The sequence below is a fragment of the Bradyrhizobium sp. CCBAU 53338 genome (genome assembly GCF_015291665.1).
In the GTDB taxonomy this organism is placed as follows: Bacteria; Pseudomonadota; Alphaproteobacteria; order Rhizobiales; family Xanthobacteraceae; genus Bradyrhizobium.
On sequence record NZ_CP030048.1, the window covers coordinates 6946248 to 6961071 of the forward strand.

The window sequence follows — 14824 nt, forward strand, 5'->3', positions numbered from 1 at the left end:
GGGCCCCGCAGGAACCTGATTCGTGGCGGCAATGGCGGCCAAGGCGGCGCGGAATTTGCTTGCGATTTGCCTTCAAGACGCCGTCATTCCCGTATCAGTCCACCAGCGCGAGCGACCCGAGCGAGCAGAGGGACCGACCCTGATGGGGCTTTCGAGACGGATGGCACGATCGGCTCTATGGCCGAATGACGGTCTCACGACGCTGATCGGCCTCCTGGCTGTCGTCCTTTTCCTTGCCGTGCCCGGCCTTGCCCATGCGCAGGGCGCGGTGCGCTCCCTCCATGGCGACTGGCAGATCCGCTGCGACACGCCTCCGGGCGCCCAGGCCGAGCAATGCGCCCTGATCCAGAGCGTGGTGGCGGAAGACCGCTCCAATGCCGGCCTCACCGTGATCGTACTCAAGACCGCCGACCAGAAGAGCCGCCTGATGCGCGTGGTCGCCCCCTTGGGCGTGCTGCTGCCCTCCGGCCTCGGGCTGAAGCTCGACAACCAGGACGTCGGTCGCGCCGGTTTCGTTCGCTGCCTGCCCAACGGCTGCGTCGCCGAGGTCGTCATGGACGACAAGCTGCTCAGCCAGCTCCGCAGCGCCAAGACCGCGACCTTCATCATCTTCGAGACACCCGAGGAAGGCATCGGCTTCCCGCTCAGCCTCAACGGCCTCGGCGAGGGCTACGACAAGCTGCCGTAGGACCTGGTCGCGGCGAACCTATTGTTTCCGTAATGTGACGCCTCGCGCTCTCGCGGAACCGTTCCGAAACCATTATCTTGCCTCACATCCCCCGATAATGGACGGACGCATGACCAACCCTGCCACAACCTCCCTGCTCGACCGCGCCAATCTCGACCGCGACCAGGTTCGCAACGAGGTCGCACGCGGCCTTGCCGGAGCCGACGACGGCGAATTGTTCCTGGAATACAGCCAGACCGAAGCGCTGATGTTCGACAATGGGCGGCTGAAGCAGGCGACCTACGACACCTCGCAAGGTTTTGGCCTGCGCGCCGTCAAGGACGACGCGGTCGGCTATGCGCATTCCTCCGACGTGTCGCTGCCGGCGCTGATTCGCGCGGCCGATGCGGTCGCGGCCGTGCGCGGCGGCTATTCCGGCAGCTTCGCGGCCCCGCCTCCGCACACCAATGTGCGGCTCTATGGCGATGAGAATCCGCTCGACGCTCCGGGCTTCGAGACCAAGGTCAAGCTGCTTGCCGAAATCGACGCGTACCTGCGCGACAAGGATCCTCGGGTGCGGCAGGTCAGCGTCAGCCTGGGTGCGACCTGGCAGGTGGTCGAGATCCTGCGGCCCGACGGCGAGAGCTACCGCGACATCCGCCCGCTGGTGCGCGTCAATGTCTCCGTCGTCGCTGGACAAGGCGACCGCCAGGAGAGCGGCAGCAAGGGCTATGGCGGTCGCGCCGGCTATGCCGAATTCATCGAGACCAGGTCCTGGCGCGATGCCGCCGACGGCGCGCTGCGCGAGGCGCTGGTGAATCTGGAATCGATTCCCGCCCCCGCCGGCGAGATGGACGTCGTGCTCGGCGCCGGCTGGCCCGGCGTGATGCTGCATGAAGCGGTCGGTCACGGCCTCGAAGGCGACTTCAACCGCAAGAAGACGTCGGCGTTCGCCGGCCTGATGGGCCAGCAGGTCGCCGCCAAGGGCGTCACCGTGATCGACGACGGCACCATTGCCTCGCGCCGCGGCTCGCTGTCGATCGACGACGAGGGCACGCCGACCAATCGCACCGTTCTGATCGAGGACGGCATTCTCGTCGGCTACATGCAGGACCGCCAGAACGCGCGGCTGATGAACATGAAGCCGACCGGCAACGGCCGTCGCCAGGGCTACGCCCATGTACCGATGCCGCGCATGACCAACACCTACATGCTCGCAGGCGATCGCGACCCGGCCGAGATTTTGGCGTCGGTGAAGAACGGCGTGTTCGCCGCGAATTTCGGCGGCGGACAGGTCGACATCACATCGGGCAAATACGTGTTCCAGTGCACCGAGGCCTACAAGATCGAGAACGGCAAGATCGGCGCGCCGCTGAAGGGCGCCATGCTGATCGGCAACGGGCCGACCGACCTGCATCGCATCCGCATGATCGGCAACGATCTGGCGCTCGATACCGGCATCGGCACCTGCGGCAAGAACGGTCAGGGCGTGCCTGTCGGCGTCGGCCAGCCGTCGCTTCTGATGGAACGCATTACGGTGGGTGGAACGGGCGCATGAGCGTTGAGGACAAAGTGACTGTCAGCACCAAGCGAAAGAGCAGCGGCTGGGGCAGCCAGCTGGTGCAGCTCGCCGGCATCGTCGCCGCCGTCTTCATCGCCAAGGGCGCGCTGGCGGAGCCGTTCTACGTGCCGTCGGGCTCGATGGAGCCGACGCTGTTGATCGGCGACGCCTTGCTCGCCTCGAAATTTCCCTATGGCTACGGCACCTCGTCGCTGCCGATCCAGATCAACCTGCCCGAAACCGGCCGCGTGTTCGCGGAGACGCCGAAGGCAGGCGACGTGGTCGTGTTCCGCTGGCCCGGCGATCGCTCGCAGGCCTGGGTCAAGCGCGTCGTGGGCCTTCCCGGCGACCGCATCCAGATGCGGCAGGGCCAACTGTTCATCAACGACCGTCCGGCCGAACTGAAGCCGGATGGCGTCGGCGCCGCCGAGGACGACAATGGCGGCAGCGAGCCCGCCTACCGCTACGTCGAGACGCTTCCGAATGGCGTCAAGCACCTGATCTTCAAGATGCGCGACAACGGTCCGCTCGACAACACGCCCGAAGTCACGGTGCCCGCGGGGCACCTGTTCGTGCTCGGCGACAACAGAGACAACTCGGCCGACAGCCGCGTGCCGCTGCGCTCCGGCGGCGTCGGCCTGCTGCCGATCGACAATCTGGTCGGCCGTGCGGACGCCGTGCTCGGTTCCTGGGATCTCGGCATGCGCGGTCAGCCGGTCTGGACCTGGCTCTCCGGCTTCCGCCTCGCGCGGTTCTTCACCGCCGTGCACTGAGCTGAGCTCGTGACCTTCGACGACGTCAGGAAATTCGTGCTGACGTGGCCGGAGGTCGAGGACGGCACCTCCTACGGCACACCGGCGCTGAAAGTGCGCAAGAAGATGCTGGCGCGCCTGAAAGAGGACGGCGACAGCCTGGTGATGCCTGATGTTCCGATCGACGAGCGTGCGATGCTGGTCGAGAGCCAGCCGGAAATCTTCCACTTCACCGACCACTACGCCGATTATCCGATCGTGCTGATCCGCTTGTCCAAGGCGAAGCGCGCGATCCTGGAGCCGCTGCTGCGGCGGCGTTGGCGCACGCTGGCCTCGAAGGCGGCGCGGGCGGATTATGATGCGCGCGAGAGCGCGTGACGCTCGCGATGGATGAAGCCCGCTTCCTCGCGCTGGCACTGAAGAATCCGGTCAACGTTGCAATCCTCGACGAGCTCCACCACCTCGCGCTGCCGGATGCGTGGCTGGTCTCTGGATGCCTGGTGCAATCGGTGTGGAACGTGCTGACCGGCCGCGCCATCGATCACGGCATTGCCGATTACGACGTCTTCTACTTCGACCCTGATACCTCCTGGGACGCGGAGGACGCCGTGATCCGCCGACTGCAAGCGCGGCTCGATCATCTCGGCGCCAGGATCGAGATCCGTAATCAGGCACGCGTGCATCTGTGGTACCCGGCCAAGCATGGCCTGCCGTATCCGCCACTGCGGTGCTCGGCCGACGGTATGGACCGTTTCCTCACGCAGAACACGCAAGTGGGCGTGAGGCGCGTGGACGGCGGGTTCGACGTCTATGCGCCACACGGCTTCGACGATGTCGCAGGTCTGGTTGCGCGGCCAAATCCGGGCGCCAATTTCTCCGCGGCGAATTACGCGGTGAAAGCCGAGAGATGGAAGGCCTTGTGGCCAGAGCTTACGGTGATTGCGGCAGAATGATCCTTGCCTATCTCACCACGCCCGATATGAACCCGGCCTTGCGCCGTGGCGGCTTGATGTCCTTTTTCAGGAAGCAGCGCGCTTCGCGGCCGGTATAGCCGGGACGCGCATAGGTGAAGGCGCGGCATTTGTTGTCGGCGGTGCAGGCGGCCTTGCAGACCTCCTCGCCCTCGCCTTCCTTGAGGTCGAAATTGCGCAGATCGCCGCCGGGGCGGTCGATCGAAGTCTCCACGCCCTCGACGCGAGGCTCGATCACGCCGGCACCGCGCACCCCGGAGATGCAGCAATTGGCGGGCTGTCGCGGCGGCACGGTATTCTTGAGCCAGCACACCGCCGCAGCGCCGTCGATATCAGGATAGCTGAAGCTCCAGGCGCGGCACTTTCGATCGCGCTCACAGAGCAGCGCACAATCCTCGGGATCGCCTGATGTGACCGGCGTGTTGAAATAGTCGCCACCCGGCCGGTCGAACGCCGTCTGCGCACGCGCGGGCACGCTCGCAAAGGCGAGCGCAAGCAGCGTGACACAGGCCACGACGCAGGCCATGACGGCCCCAGGCAGGCGGCCCTTCCCCATCGGAACAGCTTTCGAGTTATTGACGGCGCTCAGGTTTTTCGGCCGGTCATTTGATCGCCGCAAACCTGTACGGGCGATGAACGGCCTAAAACCTGGTCGTTGGCCTATTTGCCTAGAGGCTTCTCGACAAGAACACGCGTCAGGGCCGGAATCTAGAACGCGTATTCCGCGTAGGCCGGTTCCACCGAGCCCTGCCAGGCACCGTTGAACTTCTCGAGCATCTCCTCGGCCGGGGTCCGGCCGGAATCGATGATGCGGTCGAGCGGCTCCAGATGCCGCGTTTCGTCGCGGCCGATTGCATCGATGCGGCCGCGGCGACGCAGGCCCGCATGTGCCAGAACGAGGCATTCCTTGGCGATCTCGAACAGATAGCGGTCCTTGATCCGCGCCTTGAAGCCGAAGCGCGGCACGTCGTCGCGCAGCGCCTGGCGCTCGAGCGCGGTCCAGTGCTTCACCAGATCCCAGGCCGCATCGAGCGACACGTCGTCATAGAGCAGCCCGGCCCAGAACGCCGACAGCGCCGGCAGGCGGCCCCACGGGCCACCATCGGAGCCGCGCATCTCGAGGTAACGCTTCAGCCGCACCTCCGGGAAGATCGTTGAGAGATGATTGGCCCAGTCCGACAGCGTCGGACGTTCGCCGGGCAGATTGTTGTTGCGGCCGTCGAAGAAGGCGCGGAACGAGGAGCCCGATACGTCGATGTAATCGTCGCCACGCTTGACGAAATACATGGGCACGTCGAGCGCATAGTCGACATAGCGCTCGAAGCCCATGCCGTCCTCGAAGGCCCACGGCATCATGCCGGCGCGCGCATTGTCGGTGTCGCGCCAGATCTCGGAACGGAAGGAGAGGAAGCCGTTCGGCTTGCCTTCGGTGAACGGCGAGTTCGCGAACAGGGCGGTTGCGACCGGCTGGAGCGCCAGCGAGACGCGCAGCTTCTTGACCATGTCGGTTTCGGAGGAGAAGTCGAGATTGGTCTGCACCGTGCAGGTCCGGTACATCATGTCGAGGCCGTATTGACCGACCTTCGGCATGTAATTGGTCATGATCTTGTAGCGACCCTTGGGCATCACCGGGATGTCGGCGCGCGACCAGGACGGCGTCATGCCGAGGCCGAGGAAGCCGATGCCGAGCGGGGTCGCGATCTCGCGCACTTGCGCCAGATGCGCCATCAGCTCGCTCTGGGTTTGGTGCACGTTCTCGACCGGTGCACCCGAAAGCTCGAACTGTCCGCCGGGCTCCAGCGAGATCGCGCCGCCGCCGGTGACGTCGTAGAGGCCGATGATGTTGCCCTTCTCCATGATCGGCTCCCAGCCGAGCAGGAGCTTCATGCCTTCGAGCAGCGCGCCGATGCCGCGTGCGCCTTCGTAGGGCACGGGGCGGTGGCCCTCGAGCGTGAACGGCGTCTTCTCGTGCTCGGTACCCATGCGGAATTCGGACGGGTCCTTGCAGCCGGCCTCGAACCACGCAACGAGCTCGTCGCGCGATTGCAGCGGCGTCATATCGATCTGGTCTCGCGCCATATCAAACTCTAATCAAAAGGGCGCTTCGACCGAAGGCGCGCGGGTGACGGGGATGGTCCGCGAACCCACCGGGCGCGCGGACGAGCTTGTGAGCCGCGCGGTCATCGCGACGGCGAGGTTTCGTTGACGTTGGCGACGGGCGGCAGCTTCATCTCGCCGCACGAGCAACCCAGCCGGTCGAGCAGACCGCTGAGCTTGAGGGCATCGGCATCGGACAGTTTCGAGCCGACATATTTCTCGATCGCGGCCGAGTAGGCGCCCCACATCCGCTTCTGCAGCTCGCGGCCGGCCTCCGTGATCTCGACGAACTGGCCGCGCTTGTCGATCTTGCATTCGCGCCGCGAGGCGAGGCCTTCGTCGACGAGGCGATCAATCAATCGCGAGGTGGAGTATTGCGGGATCAGCATCTGCCGCTCGAGTTCCACCGGCCGCAGCTCCCCGCTCGGGGCGCGCGACAATTCGAGGAGCGCGTCGTACCAGGCGAGCGGCGGGAACCCGGCCTTCTTCAGATCCTGCTCGACACAGTCGAGCACGCGGCTCTGTACCCGCATCAGGCGGATCCAGGCGCTGGTTGCCTCGGTCGATGGTTTACGTTTCATGGTCCCGCTCAAACTCGTCGTCCGCTTCTTACCCCACTCGATGCACCTGCATCAATCTTGACTATTGCATGCAGATGCATGTAGGCGTTCCTTCGCCCCAACCAAGCGTCAAGAGGAGGAAATTCCATGAAACTGTATTACTCGCCCGGCGCCTGCTCGCTGTCCCCCCATATCGCACTCCTCGAGGCCGACCTGCCTTATGAGTTGGTCAAGGTCGATATCCGGGCCAAGAAGCTCGAGAACGGTGAAGACTATCTGAAGGTCAATCCGAAGGGTCAGGTCCCCGCGCTGGGCCTCGACAGCGGGGAGATCGTGACCGAAGGCCCGGTCATTGTCCAGATGATCGCCGACAAGGCCCCGGCCAAAGCACTGGCGCCCGCGCGCGACAGTTCCGAGCGCTACAAGCTGCTCGAATGGCTGAACTTCCTCACCTCCGAGGTGCACAAGAGTTTTGGCCCGATGTTCGCGCCGGCGCTGAACGACGACGCCAAGGCGTTCTTCAGGGATCGCGTCATGGGCAAGCTGAAGCATATCGACAGCGAGCTCGCCGGCAAAGACTACCTCATGGGCAAGCAGTTCTCGGTCGCCGACGGCTATCTCTTCACGATGCTGACCTGGGGCGACCGGATGAAGTTCGACCTCTCCGCCATGCCTCACCTCACCGCCTACAAGGCCCGCGTCGCGGCACGGCCGAAGGTGCAGGAGGCGTTGAAGAAGGAAGGGCTGGCGCAGGCCGCCTAAGGCGCGCAAAAACCATCAGTCATCAAGGGCCGGGTCGATGATCCGGCCCTTTTTACCGCCGACGCGCTGAAACCGAGCCCGCTTCGTCGGATCATCGTACCTTAATTAGACTTATGAACTACTGTTCGCCAAACGTAAGTGGTGCTGTCTTGTCTCTGCCCGTGAAGCGGGCGAGCGTGGTCGAATTCATTGAAGAATTTTTGGACTCTCATCGGAGTTGAACTTGACGATTGCCATCGTCCTGATCGTTGCAAGCGCATTGGTGGGAATAGCGACAGGTTACGTATTCAGGATCTGGGCGCTGGTCGTGTTCTCGCCACTCATCGCGGTCTTCTCGGCAGTAATTCTGCACGCCTATCAGTTCGGAATGCTGGCGGGCGTGATCATCATTGCGGTCTGCCTTGCCGTTTCTCAGCTCGCCTACTTTGCAGCTGCGTATCTGTTGCAGGCGCGCGAGGCCTCACCCCATGAGGAAGTCGACGGCCAGCCACGCAAGATAAGCGAGCAGAAAATCCCCCGCCAGCACGAGTAATGCCAACGCGGCCCAAAGCAGCGGTCCCTTGCGGCGCAGCCGCGCCGGCTTCTGCATAGGCGAGAGACGGCCAAACGTGGGCGCAACGGCGTATTTCGCGGTGAGATCGCGACAGAGCGCGGTCTTCCGCAGCACCAAAGAATTCATCAAGGACACTTTCTTATTTCTTCAACTTGCCGATGGCCCGGCAAGCGTCCCAACGCGATTCGTGACCCTGACCCTCAGCAAGACTAGTGCCAGGGCCGAGCAAAAGAACGGCGCCGCTTTGTCGCGTCCATGACAATTGTGCGACGCGCGGCAGCGGGACTGTTGCACGGCTCCTACGCGATTTCTGTGACGGGTTCCACAACCGGGGAGATCCTGACGCAACCGTGAGGACATTGCGCCAAAAGAAAAAGGCCGGATCGACGATCCGGCCTGTTGTCTCGAACGACTCCAATTGATCAGGCGGCCGCGGCCTTCTTCGGCGCGAAGCGGCCGTAGAATGTCTCGCCCTTCGCCGCCATGTCTTCGAGCAGCTTCGGCGGCGTGAAGCGCGAGCCGTACTTCGCTTCCAGCCTGTGGCAGAGCTCGACGAACTTCTTCGTGCCCATGAAGTCGATGTAGGACAGCGTGCCGCCGGTGAACGGCGCGAAGCCGAAGCCGAGGATCGAACCGACATCCGCCTCGCGGGGATCGGTGATGACGTGATCCTCGACGGTGCGCGCCGCTTCCACAGCCTGCACGACCAGGAAGCGCTGCTTCAGCTCCTCGACGTCGAGCGTGTCAGGATCGAGCTGCTTCGGCTGCAGCGCCGAGAGCCCCGGCCACAGACTCTTCTGGCCCTTGCCCTTCTCGGGATAGTCGTAGAAGCCCTTGCTGTTCTTGCGACCAAGACGCCCTTGCGTCTCGACCATCTCCACCATCAGCTTCTTCTGATCGGGATTGATGGCGTTCGGGCCTAGATCGGCTTCGGTCGCCTTCATGATCTTCAGGCCGAGGTCGAGCGCGACTTCGTCCGACAGCGAGAGCGGGCCGACCGGCATGCCGGCCATCTTGGCGCAGTTCTCGATCATCGCCGGCGGCACGCCTTCGAGGAACATCTCGTTGCCCTCGGCGACGTAACGGCCGACGCAGCGGTTGGCGAAGAAGCCTCTGGAGTCGTTGACCACGATCGGTGTCTTGCCGATCTGCCGGACGTAATCCAGCGCAGTCGCGAGCGCGACGTCGCCGGTGTTCTTGCCGAGAATGATCTCGACCAGCATCATCTTCTCGACCGGCGAGAAGAAGTGGATACCGACGAACTTGCCCTGGTCCTTGAAGCTCTCGGCCAGCGAGGTGATCGGCAGCGTCGAGGTGTTCGACGCGAAGATCACGTCGGGCTTCAAATATTCCTGCGCCTTGGCAAAGGTGTCAGCCTTGACCTTGCGGTCCTCGAACACGGCCTCGATGACGAGGTCGACGTCCTTCAGCGCGGCATAGTCCGCGGTCGGCGTGATGCGCGCGAGCAGCTTCTCGGCATCCTCAGGCTTGGCGCGACCCTTCTTGATCTGGTCCTCGATCACCTTCTGCGCGTGCGCCTTGCCCTTGTCGGCGCTCTCCTGGTCGCGATCGATCAGAACGACGTCGAGGCCGGCGCGGGCCGAGACGTAGCCGACGCTTGCGCCCATGAAGCCGGCGCCGATCACGGCGATCTTCTTGACCTTGGTCGGCGGCACGTCCTTCGGCCGTCGCGCTCCCTTGTTGAGCTCCTGCATCGACAGGAACAGGCTGCGGATCATCGCCGCTGCCTCCTTCGAGCGCAGCACCGAGGTGAAGTAGCGCGACTCGACACGCAGCGCCGCGTCGATCGGCAACTGCAGGCCCTCATAGACGCAGCTCATGATGGCGCGCGCGGCCGGATAGTTGTCGTAGGTCTCGCGGCGATAGATCGCGTTGCCGGCCGGGAACATCATCATGCCGGCCTTGGAGAAAACCGGGCCGCCGGGCAGCTTGAAGCCCTTCTCGTCCCAGGGCGCGACAGCCTTGCCGCCGCCCTTGATCCAGTCCTTAGCCGCCTTGATCAGGTCAGCGGCCGGAACGATGGCGTGGATCAAATTGAGCTGCTTCGCCTTGTCGATCGTAACAGGGTCGCCCTTGAGCAGGATCGTCATGGCGTCCTGCGGCGGCACCAGGCGCGGCACGCGCTGCGTGCCGCCGGCCCCCGGGAACAGGCCGACCTTGACCTCGGGCAGGCCCAGACGGGTCTTGGGATTCTCCGCCGCCACGCGATAATGGCAGCACAGCGTGATCTCGAAACCGCCGCCGAGCGCGAGGCCGTTGATCGCGGCCGCCCACGGCTTGCCCGACGTTTCGATCGAGCGCAGCACCTGCGAGAAGCGCCGGCTCTGCTCGAACAGCATCTGGTTCGCGGCGGTCTCGCCCTGCTCCTTGAGAACCTTGGCGTAGGCCTGGTTCATGCCTTCGAGCATGGAGAGATCAGCGCCGGCGCAGAACGCGTCCTTCGCGGAGGTGATGACGACGCCCTTCACCGCGCCATCGGCAGTCGTCTCCTTGACGATCGCGTCGAGCTCGCTGGTCGAGGTCTCGTCGAGCACGTTCATCGAACGGCCCGGGATGTCCCAGGTGACGAGCGCGATACCGTCGGAATCGGTCTCAACCTTGAAATTCTTGTAAGCCATGTTGGTTGCTCCCCTACCCCTTAGACGCGCTCGATGATGGTCGCGGTGCCCATGCCGCCGCCGATGCACAGCGTGACCAGGGCGGTGGACTTGTTGGTGCGCTCGAGCTCGTCGAGCACTGTGCCGAGGATCATCGCACCGGTGGCGCCGAGCGGATGGCCGAGCGCGATGGCGCCGCCATTGACGTTGATCTTGGCGTTGTCGATGTCGAAGGCCTGGATGTAGCGCAGCACCACCGAGGCGAAGGCCTCGTTGAGCTCGAACAGGTCGATGTCAGACTTCTTCATGCCGGAGCGCGCGAACAGCTTTTCGGTGACGTCGACCGGACCGGTCAGCATCATCGCCGGCTCCGAGCCGATATTCGCAAAGGCGCGGATCTTTGCACGCGGCTTGAGGCCATACTTCGCACCTGCCTCCTTGCTGCCGAGCAGCACGGCGCCGGCGCCGTCGACGATGCCCGAGGAGTTGCCGGCGTGATGCACGTAATTGACGCGCTCGATCTCCGGATGCGACTGCACCGCGACGCCGTCGAAGCCGCCCATCTGCGCCATCATCGTGAACGACGGCTGCAGCTGCGCCAGCGACTGCATCGTGGTCGAGGGACGCATGTGCTCGTCCTTGGCGAGGATCGTGAGGCCGTTGATGTCCTTCACCGGCACCACCGACTTGTTGAAGCGGCCCTCGTCCCAGGCCTTGCCGGCACGCTGCTGGCTCTGCACGGCGTAGGCGTCGACGTCGTCGCGGGAGAAGCCGTATTTGGTCGCGATCAGGTCGGCCGAGACGCCCTGCGGCATGAAATAGGCGGGGACCGCCATCGACGGGTCCATCGGCCAGGCGCCGCCGGAGGCGCCGATGCCGACGCGGCTCATCGATTCGGCGCCGCCGCCGATCACCAGCTCATGCTGCCCGCTCATCACCTGGGCTGCGGCAAAATTCACGGCATCGAGGCCCGAGGCGCAGAAGCGGCTGATCTGCACGCCGGGCACGGCTTCGCCGAGTCCGGCCTTCAACGCCGCAAAGCGCGCGATGTCGGAGCCGGCCTCGCCGACCGGATCGACCACGCCGAGCACGACGTCGTCGACGGAATCCTCGGGAAGGTTGTTGCGGTCCTTCAGCGCCTTCAGCGGCACGGTGGCAAGCGCGAGCGCGGTGACTTCGTGCAGCGAACCGTCCGCCTTGCCGCGGCCACGGGGGGTGCGAACGTGATCGTAGATGAATGCCTCAGGCATGACGCCCTCCTGATCTGGTGTTCTGATGTCGATGTCGCGGAAGCAGGCTCAGAACGCTTCCGCCGGCAATTCCATGATGGTGGCGCAACCGGACTGGATGCGCGTAAGGTTGGCCGCGGTCTCCGGCAGCATCCGCTCCATGAAGAAGCGGCCGGTGACGAGCTTGGTCGAGAGATAGGGGGTCGCCCCGCCGGCGGCAATCTTGGCCTGGGTGACCTTGGCCATCTTCGCCCACATGTAACCGAGCGCGACGAAACCGAAGAGATGCAGATAGTCGGTCGCCGCAGCGCCGGCATTGTCAGGCTTCATCATCGCGTTCTGCATCAGCCAGGTCGTCGCCTGCTGGAGATGGCCGAGCGAGGTCGAGAGCGGGGAGATGAAGGGCTTGAGCGCCTCGTCGCCGCCGTTCTCCTTGGCGAAGGCCATGACCTCGCCGAAGAAGGCCATGATGGCGCGGCCGCCGTCGCGCGGCAGCTTGCGGCCGACGAGGTCGAGCGCCTGGATTCCGTTGGCGCCTTCATAGATCATGGCGATGCGCGCATCGCGCACGAACTGCTCCATGCCCTGCTCGGCGATGTAGCCGTGACCGCCATACATCTGCTGCGCCTGCACCGCATTGGCGAAGCCGTAGTCGGTGAGGAAACCCTTCAGCACCGGCGTCATCAGGCCCATGTGATCGTCGGCGGCCTGGCGGTCCTTCGGGTCCTCGGAGCGATGGGCGACGTCGCTCTTCAGCGCGGTCCACATCACGAAGGCGCGCGCGGCCTCGTTGAAGGCGCGGATCGAGAGCAGCGTCCGGCGGACGTCGGGATGCACGATGATCGGATCGGCCGGCTTGTCTGGCGCCTTCACGCCGGTGAGCGAGCGGCCCTGGATGCGCTCTCGCGCATAGGCGACCGCGTTCTGATAGGCGACCTCGGATTGCGCGAGCCCCTGAACGGCGACGCCGAGGCGGGCCTCGTTCATCATCACGAACATGCCCTGCATGCCCTTGTTCTCTTCGCCGATCAGCCAGCCGGTGGCGTTGTCGTAGTTCATCACGCAGGTCGAATTGCCGTGGATGCCCATCTTGTGCTCGATCGAGCCGCAGACGACGCCGTTGCGGCTACCCACCGAACCATCGGCATTGACGAGGAACTTCGGCACCACGAACAGCGACACGCCCTTGATGCCTGCGGGCGCGCCCTCGATGCGGGCGAGCACGAGGTGGATGATGTTGTCGGCGAGGTCATGCTCGCCGGCCGAGATGAAGATCTTGGTGCCCGTGATCTTGAAGCTGCCATCGGCCTGGCGCACCGCCTTGGTGCGGAGCATGCCCAGGTCGGTACCGCAATGCGGCTCGGTCAGGTTCATGGTGCCGGTCCATTCGCCGGCAACCATCTTCGGGACGTAGGTCTGCTTCTGCTCCGGCGAGCCGTGAACGATCAGCGCGGCGGTCGCGCCCATGGTGAGACCGCCATACATCGAGAACGCCATGTTGGCGGAGATCTGGAATTCGTTGACCGCCTGGGAGAGCGTCACCGGCAGGCCCTGGCCGCCGAACTCGGTCGGCGCGGAGAGACCGAGCCAGCCGCCCTCGGCGACCTGCTTGAAGGCGTCCTTGAAACCCTTCGGCGTGGTGACGCTGCCGTCGTCGGCACGCTTGCAGCCTTCGAGATCGCCGACGCGATTGAGCGGCTGCAGCACCTCTTCAGCGAGCTTGGCGGCTTCCCCCAGGATCGCCTCGCGCACGTCGCTCGACGCATCGGAGAAGCCGGCGAGGTTGTCGTAGCGGTCGATCCGGAAGACGTCGTTGAGCAGGAAGTTCACGTCTTCGACGGGGGCTTTATAGATCGGCATTGCGGTCTCCCGGCATGGGCTGAAGCGATGGAAATTTTCAGGAATGGGCGGCGAGCTGCTCCGCCATCAGTCGGTGCAGCATGTTGATGGCCTTGAGCGGACGCACCATCACCTTGAAACCGGTGATGCGCCCCTCGGCGTCGAAGGTGATGATGTCGACGCCATTGATCTCGATGCCGTCGAGGATGGTCTTGAATTCGAGCACGGCGCCGTCGGCACTGCGCCATTCGCCCACATAGGTGAAACCGGGACCACCGAGCACCTTCTCGGCGCTGGCGAGATATTTGAAGGTGATGTCGCGCCCGCGCTGCGGGGTGTGCACGACGGGACTTTCGAACACGGCGTCGGGGTGGAGCAGGTCCCACAGCGCCTTGCTGTCGTGGGACTTCATGTAGGCGTACCAGGAGTCGAGGCCGGTCATTGTCAGGTGCCTCCCAAAGGGCTTTGGCAAAAACGCGAAAACAACCCCATGCACAGTAGCGCCAGGGGGATGCTCTTCCGGGGGTCTGAAGCCCCACCTCATATGCACATTGACGCATATGCGCCGATGCGCATAAAGTCAAGCTGGTTGGTTAAGCTTACGGGGAGGCAGGTCACATGGCACTGGGCGACGCGATCCTCGCATGCCTCACGGAACGTCCGATGACGGGCTACGAGCTCGCCAAGACGTTCGACTCCTCGGTCGGCTTCTTCTGGAAGGCCGACCACCAGCAGATCTACCGCGAACTCTCCAAATTGCGCGACCGTGGATACATCCAGGGCCGCGAGGTCGTGCAGACGGGCAAGCCTAATAAGCTCATCTATACGCTGACTCCGGAAGGCCGAACAGCGCTGCGGCACTGGGCCGCGCGGCCGAGCACCCCGCCCTCGATCAAGGACGATTTGCTGGTCCGGCTGCATGCGCTCGACAGCATCGACATCGAGCCGATCCGCACCGACCTGATGGACCGGCTGGAGCATCATCGCGACCGGCACGAGAACTACGAGCGGATTCTGAAAAAGCGATTCCCGGAAGGAACGGCATCAGGCGTGCTCGACCTCGGCAATCTGCTGCTGCTGCGCCTCGGCGCGCGGCACGAGCAGATGGTGGCCGATTTCTGCGAAGAGGCCCTCGAGGCGCTGTCGGCCATGTCAGGCAAGGGCACGGTGGTACCGCTGGACGACAGCAAGCGCGAGAAGGGTTGAGGCTACCCC

At 64.4% G+C, this 14824-nt stretch carries 15 protein-coding genes; 8 read left to right on the forward strand and 7 right to left on the reverse strand.

Annotation, left to right across the window (positions count from 1 at the left end):
• The first annotated feature begins 142 nt into the window (after nucleotides 1-142).
• From XH90_RS32700 to XH90_RS32720, 5 genes are all read left to right on the forward strand, one after another.
• Complete coding sequence (locus tag XH90_RS32700; RefSeq protein ID WP_194478339.1) at nucleotides 143-688, forward strand: invasion associated locus B family protein; 546 nt, start codon at nucleotides 143-145, stop codon at nucleotides 686-688.
• A 109-nt stretch (nucleotides 689-797) separates the two neighbouring features.
• On the forward strand, nucleotides 798-2225 hold the full coding sequence (gene tldD / locus XH90_RS32705) for a metalloprotease TldD (RefSeq protein WP_194478340.1): 1428 nt from the start codon (nucleotides 798-800) through the stop codon (nucleotides 2223-2225).
• Nucleotides 2222-3001 carry a signal peptidase I gene (gene lepB, locus XH90_RS32710; RefSeq protein WP_194478341.1) on the forward strand — a complete coding sequence of 260 codons (780 nt, stop codon included), beginning with the start codon at nucleotides 2222-2224 and terminating at the stop codon, nucleotides 2999-3001. Before tldD ends, lepB begins: the two co-directional genes overlap by 4 nt.
• Nucleotides 3002-3010: 9 nt before the next feature.
• Nucleotides 3011-3358, forward strand: coding sequence for an MmcQ/YjbR family DNA-binding protein (locus XH90_RS32715; RefSeq protein ID WP_194478342.1), 348 nt, complete (start codon nucleotides 3011-3013; stop codon nucleotides 3356-3358).
• An 8-nt stretch (nucleotides 3359-3366) separates the two neighbouring features.
• Nucleotides 3367-3933: a nucleotidyltransferase family protein gene (locus tag XH90_RS32720; protein ID WP_194482886.1), complete on the forward strand. Its 567-nt coding sequence runs from the start codon at nucleotides 3367-3369 to the stop codon at nucleotides 3931-3933.
• 7 nt (nucleotides 3934-3940) lie between these two features.
• Here XH90_RS32720 and XH90_RS32725 read toward each other — a convergent pair whose 3' ends face one another.
• The 3 genes from XH90_RS32725 to XH90_RS32735 form a co-directional block, all read right to left on the reverse strand.
• Entirely contained in the window at nucleotides 3941-4507 is a 567-nt protein-coding gene (locus tag XH90_RS32725; protein ID WP_194478343.1) for a PAN domain-containing protein, read from the reverse strand.
• A 152-nt stretch (nucleotides 4508-4659) separates the two neighbouring features.
• Nucleotides 4660-6030, reverse strand: a complete 1371-nt coding sequence (locus tag XH90_RS32730) for a glutamate--cysteine ligase (protein ID WP_194478344.1) — start codon at nucleotides 6028-6030, stop codon at nucleotides 4660-4662.
• Nucleotides 6031-6131: 101 nt separating this feature from the next.
• A complete protein-coding gene (locus tag XH90_RS32735) occupies nucleotides 6132-6629 on the reverse strand; it encodes a MarR family winged helix-turn-helix transcriptional regulator (protein WP_194478345.1) in 498 nt (165 codons plus the stop codon).
• Between the two features lie 126 nt (nucleotides 6630-6755).
• Between XH90_RS32735 and gstA the strand changes: the two genes are divergently transcribed.
• Both gstA and XH90_RS32745 read left to right on the forward strand, forming a co-directional pair.
• Nucleotides 6756-7370 (forward strand): glutathione transferase GstA, encoded by a 615-nt coding sequence (gstA, locus tag XH90_RS32740; RefSeq protein WP_194478346.1) that lies wholly within the window; start codon nucleotides 6756-6758, stop codon nucleotides 7368-7370.
• Between the two features lie 223 nt (nucleotides 7371-7593).
• Nucleotides 7594-7902: a hypothetical protein gene (locus XH90_RS32745; RefSeq protein WP_194478347.1), complete on the forward strand. Its 309-nt coding sequence runs from the start codon at nucleotides 7594-7596 to the stop codon at nucleotides 7900-7902.
• 443 nt (nucleotides 7903-8345) lie between these two features.
• On the opposite strand, the gene XH90_RS32750 is transcribed toward XH90_RS32745, so the two are convergent.
• Genes XH90_RS32750 through XH90_RS32765 form a run of 4 tightly spaced genes read right to left on the reverse strand, consistent with a single transcriptional unit; the run spans nucleotide 8346 to nucleotide 14051 of the window.
• The gene (locus tag XH90_RS32750) at nucleotides 8346-10562 is read right to left on the reverse strand and encodes an FAD-dependent oxidoreductase (RefSeq protein ID WP_194478348.1); all 2217 of its coding nucleotides are present in this window, start codon (nucleotides 10560-10562) and stop codon (nucleotides 8346-8348) included.
• A 20-nt stretch (nucleotides 10563-10582) separates the two neighbouring features.
• Nucleotides 10583-11791, reverse strand: a complete 1209-nt coding sequence (locus tag XH90_RS32755; RefSeq protein ID WP_194478349.1) for an acetyl-CoA C-acetyltransferase — start codon at nucleotides 11789-11791, stop codon at nucleotides 10583-10585.
• Nucleotides 11792-11839: 48 nt separating this feature from the next.
• Nucleotides 11840-13630: an acyl-CoA dehydrogenase C-terminal domain-containing protein gene (locus tag XH90_RS32760; protein WP_194478350.1), complete on the reverse strand. Its 1791-nt coding sequence runs from the start codon at nucleotides 13628-13630 to the stop codon at nucleotides 11840-11842.
• 37 nt (nucleotides 13631-13667) lie between these two features.
• The gene (locus XH90_RS32765) at nucleotides 13668-14051 is read right to left on the reverse strand and encodes a nuclear transport factor 2 family protein (RefSeq protein WP_194478351.1); all 384 of its coding nucleotides are present in this window, start codon (nucleotides 14049-14051) and stop codon (nucleotides 13668-13670) included.
• Nucleotides 14052-14227: 176 nt separating this feature from the next.
• On the opposite strand from XH90_RS32765, the gene XH90_RS32770 reads away from it, so the two are divergent.
• Entirely contained in the window at nucleotides 14228-14815 is a 588-nt protein-coding gene (locus tag XH90_RS32770; RefSeq protein ID WP_194478352.1) for a PadR family transcriptional regulator, read from the forward strand.
• Nucleotides 14816-14824: the final 9 nt, after the last annotated feature.